Annotated in this window: 7 protein-coding genes; 1 reads left to right on the top strand and 6 read right to left on the bottom strand. The window is 41.1% G+C overall.

Translation table 11 applies throughout. The features are described 5' to 3' along the window. The 6 genes from nusA to ACLOR3_RS09615 form a co-directional block, all read right to left on the bottom strand. A partial coding sequence (gene nusA / locus ACLOR3_RS09640; protein ID WP_412037183.1) for a transcription termination factor NusA occupies positions 1 to 996 on the bottom strand: 996 nt, incomplete at its 3' end. Between the two features lie 45 nt (positions 997 to 1,041). Further along, positions 1,042 to 1,530, bottom strand: a complete 489-nt coding sequence (gene rimP / locus ACLOR3_RS09635) for a ribosome maturation factor RimP (protein WP_185759948.1) — start codon at positions 1,528 to 1,530, stop codon at positions 1,042 to 1,044. 164 nt (positions 1,531 to 1,694) lie between these two features. Then, a complete protein-coding gene (gene trmB, locus ACLOR3_RS09630; RefSeq protein ID WP_061564771.1) occupies positions 1,695 to 2,330 on the bottom strand; it encodes a tRNA (guanosine(46)-N7)-methyltransferase TrmB in 636 nt (211 codons plus the stop codon). Beyond that, positions 2,327 to 3,121, bottom strand: a complete 795-nt coding sequence (gene ccrZ / locus ACLOR3_RS09625) for a cell cycle regulator CcrZ (protein ID WP_023022280.1) — start codon at positions 3,119 to 3,121, stop codon at positions 2,327 to 2,329. The genes trmB and ccrZ overlap by 4 nt, the downstream gene beginning before the upstream one ends. Positions 3,122 to 3,161: 40 nt before the next feature. Beyond that, a complete protein-coding gene (locus ACLOR3_RS09620; RefSeq protein WP_411400988.1) occupies positions 3,162 to 4,217 on the bottom strand; it encodes an ABC transporter permease in 1,056 nt (351 codons plus the stop codon). Beyond that, positions 4,214 to 4,945, bottom strand: a complete 732-nt coding sequence (locus ACLOR3_RS09615; RefSeq protein ID WP_125336180.1) for an ABC transporter ATP-binding protein — start codon at positions 4,943 to 4,945, stop codon at positions 4,214 to 4,216. Before ACLOR3_RS09615 ends, ACLOR3_RS09620 begins: the two co-directional genes overlap by 4 nt. 67 nt (positions 4,946 to 5,012) lie before the next feature. On the opposite strand from ACLOR3_RS09615, the gene ACLOR3_RS09610 reads away from it, so the two are divergent. Continuing rightward, a partial coding sequence (locus ACLOR3_RS09610) for an HIT family protein (protein ID WP_412037182.1) occupies positions 5,013 to 5,304 on the top strand: 292 nt, incomplete at its 3' end.

Raw genomic sequence — 5,304 nt, 5'->3', positions numbered from 1 at the left:
GATCGCAAGAGATAGTTTGCTATCTGGTACTACCACAAGGGCATGCTTGCTGTCTTCTTCGTCAAAGATGACTTGATCGACCTCAGCAGGCGCGATGGCATTGTAGATAAATTCTGCTGGATCTGGTACCCACTCAATGACATCAATATTTTCTTCTGTTGGGACCATACGATCCAATTTCTGATCATAACGAGCTGGGTGGAACTTGCTAGTAATCTTTTTGATGTTCGATCCACCACGACCAACGATGGTTCCAATCGCATCTACGTTTGGATTATGGCTACGAACAGCCACCTTGGTCCGGTCTCCAGCTTCACGCGCCACGCTCATGATTTCAACGGTTCCATCATAGACTTCAGGGATTTCTTGTTCCATCAAACGTTTGATCATTTCTGGATGGCTACGACTTACGAAAACGTTGACCCCACGAGGATTGTCTTCTACTTTGTAGACAAAGACTTCGATGCGATCATGAGATTGGAAGACTTCACCCGGGATTTGGTCTTGTTTAGACAATTGAGCTTCGATAGACCCTAAATTTACATAGATAAAGCGATTATCAAAACGCTCAACCGTTCCACTCATAATTTCATTTTCATGTTCTTTATAAGTGTTATAGGTAATCGCACGAGTTTGCTTGCGCATTTTTTCCATGATGGTTTGTTTAGCAGATTGAGCTGCGACACGGCCAAACTCAGCAGGTGCTTCTTCAAATTTGATTTTGTCTCCCAATTCATAGGCAGAGCTAATCGCAAGAGCATCTTTCAAGCTAATTTCTAACCGGCTATCAAATACTTCATCCACTACTTCACGAACAGTATAAACGCGGAAGTCACCCGTCTTTTCATTAAATTCGATAGCCGCACTTTCTGCTTGACCATACCGTCTCCGATAAGCCGAACGCAATGATTCTGTGACAGCTTCAATGATATCTTCTTTTTTGATTCCTTTGTCTTCTTCCAAGATGCGAAAAGCATCTAGCATTTCTTTACTCATTCTTTTCTTGCTCTTAGGCTACTAAGAGCCTTCCTTTCTTTTCTGCTATAATTTGACAGCTAGTCTTGCTTTTGAGACAAGACTATAGGGGATTTCAATGGTTTTCTTTCTGGTTTTGTCCATGTATTCCATGGTCAATTGGTCATCTTCGAACTTAACGAGTGTTCCTTCAATGACCTTTTGTTTGTCAACTGCCTTGTACAAGCTGACATGGATATATTGACCCAGAGCTTTTTCCACTGCATCTTTGGTTTTTAAGGGACGCTCCAAACCAGGACTCGTCACTTCTAGGAAGTACTGTTCTGGGAATGGATCTGGTTGAATCTGATCCAACAGAGGACTAATCACTTCTGTTAAATCTGCTGTATCATTCAGGGTAATACCACCTGGCTTATCAACAAAGATACTTAGAACATAATCTCCTCCCATCTTTCCATATTCCACATCCACCAATTCAAATGGAGCTTGGATGGCTGGTTGAAGAATTTCTGTTACTAATTCAACAATTGTTGCGATAGGACAACACCTCCTCACAGACAAGAGGCGAAGATATGTCTTCGCCTCTCCTTTTCTATTCGTTTTAAATATTCTAGCACAAGTTCCGTCAAAATGCAAGAATTTCGCCTTCCTCATTCATCCAGCTTTTATCCAAAAGAAAAACGCCTCCTTTTCAGGAGACGTCAATCCTTAACTAGACTTTAAAATTGTGCTTCAACCCGATAAATGACCTGACCCTTACTTGAGAATTTCTTTTCATATTCGGTCATGACATTTCCCTCAAAATCACTAGCATGAAGATCTAGCCAGACACCCTTCAAGGTCATTCCATACTGAGAAAAACTCACCAAACTGTATTCAAAGAGTCCTCGATTGTCCGTCTTGAAATGAATCTCACCATGTTCTGGCAAAATCTGTTTGAAGGTATCTAAGAAACTCTTGTAGGTTAGACGACGTTTTTCATGGCGTTTCTTCGGCCAAGGATCTGAAAAATTGAGATACAATTGATCAATCTCACCGTCTTCAAAGTAATTGGTCAAGCTATCCCCGTCTACCCAAAGCAACTTGATATTGGGAACGTTAGCTTCTAACACCTTATCCAAAGCATAACTTAATACTGATTTTTGAATATCAATCCCGATATAGTTAATGTCTGGATTTTGTTTTGCCATTCCAGTAATAAAAGCTCCTTTACCACTTCCCACTTCAATATGAATAGGATGGTCATTTCCAAAAATCTCATGCCACTTCCCTTTGGCTTCTTCTGGCTTCAAAATGACATATTGCGGATTGGCTTCTAATAATTCGGTTGCACCTTTACGGTTTCTAACTCTCATGCTTCCTTCCCATATTTTGACCGGAAGTTACGCAAGGCATAAATTTCCCGGTTCACATTCTCTAAATCATTGTTTTCATAGTATTTTACAATCTGACAAAGGAAAGAGTATTGACCAAACCAGTACAATTTACCAAATACAGTTTCATTGTACTTATAGCCGTAATAGACCAACCAATCCTGCCACTGGGAATCTGGAATGTAGTGACTTAAAACATGAGCCACATCCATCATCCGATCTGTTAAGCGGACAGAATCCCAATCTACCAAGTAGATAAATCCACTATCCGTTTCAATCCAGTTACTGTGACGGACATCTCCGTGGACAATGGTTGCATAATCTTCTCGAAAAGCTGGAACAGTCTGTCGTAAACTCTTTAATACAGATTGCAAATAATTGTTTTGACGCAAAGCAATTGGCAACTGACTGCTCAAAGAATTCAATAAATCCAATGGCGATTCAGCTGTGTAGCCCAACTTTCTCAATTGCGTCATCAAGGGGCGTGAACGGTGCAAACGAGTCAGGATATGAACCACTTGCTTTTTCCCCATCCCATTTGGAGTTAAAATTTCTCCATTTAACCATTCTTGTGCGCTCATCACATTTCCGTCAGGTAAGCGTCGGCTCCATAAGAGTTGTGGAGCAATTTGTTCTTTAGCTAACCCTGCTAATATTGGAGTCGTATTCATTTTGACAAATACTTTCCCCCCATCCGGATAAGTCCCCATAAAGGCTTTTCCGCTTTTACCAGCAATTGGGGTTAACGTTAGCTCTTTTTCGTTCGAGTCCATCTCTTCCTCCGTAAAAAGTTTCCCATCTATTTTACTAATTTTAAAGCGTTTCGTCAACTAATCGTCTCACCTTGAAAGGTGCATAACCATAGGCTAAAAAGGCTGTGAAAGCTAGCAAGGCCAGGACGAGAATTTTCTCTTCAAAGACCAGTAATCCCAGTCCTCCCTCGACAAGAACCACAAACAAAGTCACCGATTGAACTGTTTGAAGAAGCCCCCGTGTTTTAGCACTGATTTCCAAGGGGAAGAGTCGCGTCAAATACTGATAGTCAAAGGCCTTGTAGAGTCCGAGCAATTGAAAAACAAGTAAATAATTCAAGAGCCCCGCGACGGCTACTGCTACTAGCGTTTGCGGGATGAAGACAAAGACAGCGATTGCTAGTCCTAATAGACGCAGGCTCATGGAAAACAGATCTCCATTTCTGAGATAAGAACGGAGATACAGATTGTTCCAAGTCTTGGAACTGACTTTCGGAACCATGCTTGTTAGTCTGTCTAAGTAGGCCCGCCGTTTCACGCTATTCGTCATTCCTTTTACTGTGGTAAAAAGGGCGAAAAATCTTAGAATCCTTTGCTTTCTCTGGTTTTCTAGTTCTACGATTCGCTTCCAATCAAGACCCGCCTGGTTATAGAATCTTTTCCCCTTCCCTTGAAAAACAAGAACCTTCAACAAGAAGAGAATAGCCAAATAAACCACTACAATGGTAAGAGACAGTCCTAAAGCCAAAGCCAAAGGGACAAATAGAACAAGCACAAGGGTTTGTACAATTCCCCAGAAAATAGTCGCTCGTAAGATCTGTTGGTTCAAATAGCCTTTCAATTGCTCTTCTTTTGCCAGAAGGAAAATCATGTCTGGCTTCTCAAAATAGGTTGCGATGGAACCAATTGGAAGCAGGAGCAAAGGAGCAAGGGCAAGTACAAGGAGGAGAAGGCTCTTATCTTCTGGTAGGGAGCGCAAAAATTGACTGTACTGAACCGCTAAAAAGCCTAGAAAAATCAGGACAAAGAGGACAAAGTGATCATTAAACACATAGCGAGAATATTTTAAGCACTGATTGCGAAAGGTCGTCTTCCTCTTTTGTAAAACTTCAATCATCGGTCCGCCTCTTTTGTTAGTGCAAGGTAAATCTCATTCAAATCTGCATCTGCCATTCCAAATTCTGTCCGCAAATCCTCTAAAGTCCCCTGAGCACGGACCTGTCCCTTATGGAGGATGACAAAGGCATCACACATTTTTTCAGCAGAATCCAGCACATGGGTACTCATTAAAATAGATTTCCCCTTCTCTTTTTCCACCTTCAATAATTGAATTAAATCTGAGATCGCAACTGGATCCAAACCTAAGAAAGGCTCATCGACAATAAACAAACTTGGATCAACAGCAAAGGCACAAATAATCATGACCTTTTGTTTCATCCCCTTAGAAAAATGGACAGGAAACCAATCCAATTTTTCCTCTAGTCGGAATTGCTTCAAGAGAGGAGTCACACGCGCAAAAACTGCTTCCTGATCCAAGTCATAGGCCATCGCCACTGTCTCAATATGCTCACGCAGGGTTAACTCTTCATAAAGGCTCGGTGTTTCAGGAATATAACCAATTTTTTGGCGATAAGCACTTGGAGAAGTAGCTAAAGTCAAACCATCAATTCGGATTTCGCCAGCATAGGGACGCAATAGGCCAATTATTTCATTAATGGTCGTTGATTTCCCTGCTCCATTCAAGCCAATCAATCCAATTAATTGGCCATCACCAACCTCAAAACTAACATCTTTTAAGACAGGGATATTGACATAGCCTCCTGTCAGGTTTTTTATTTCTAACATATTTTCTTAGCTTTCTGGTATAATGTTCTTATATTATAACAAAATCTAGCGAAATTGAGGTGCATTTATGGTTTCGGATTGTATTTTTTGTAAGATTGTTGCCGGAGAAATTCCTTCTTCTAAGGTCTACGAGGACGACCATTTTCTTGCTTTTTTAGATATCTCTCAGGTCACTCCAGGCCATACCCTCGTGATTCCAAAAAAACACGCCCGTAATCTATTGGAGATGACACCAGATGAAACAGCTGATCTTTTTAACATCGTTTCAAGAGTCACCAAAAAAGTGGAAGGTGCTACACAGCCTCAAGGAATGAATATCATTAGTAACATGGAAGAAATTGCGGGTCAGTCTGTCTTCC

The sequence above is a fragment of the Streptococcus intestinihominis genome, assembly GCF_046824975.1.
Lineage (GTDB): Bacteria > Bacillota > Bacilli > Lactobacillales > Streptococcaceae > Streptococcus.
The sequence above is the reverse complement of the archived record's forward strand: the minus strand, read 5'-3'. Positions and strand labels throughout refer to the sequence as shown.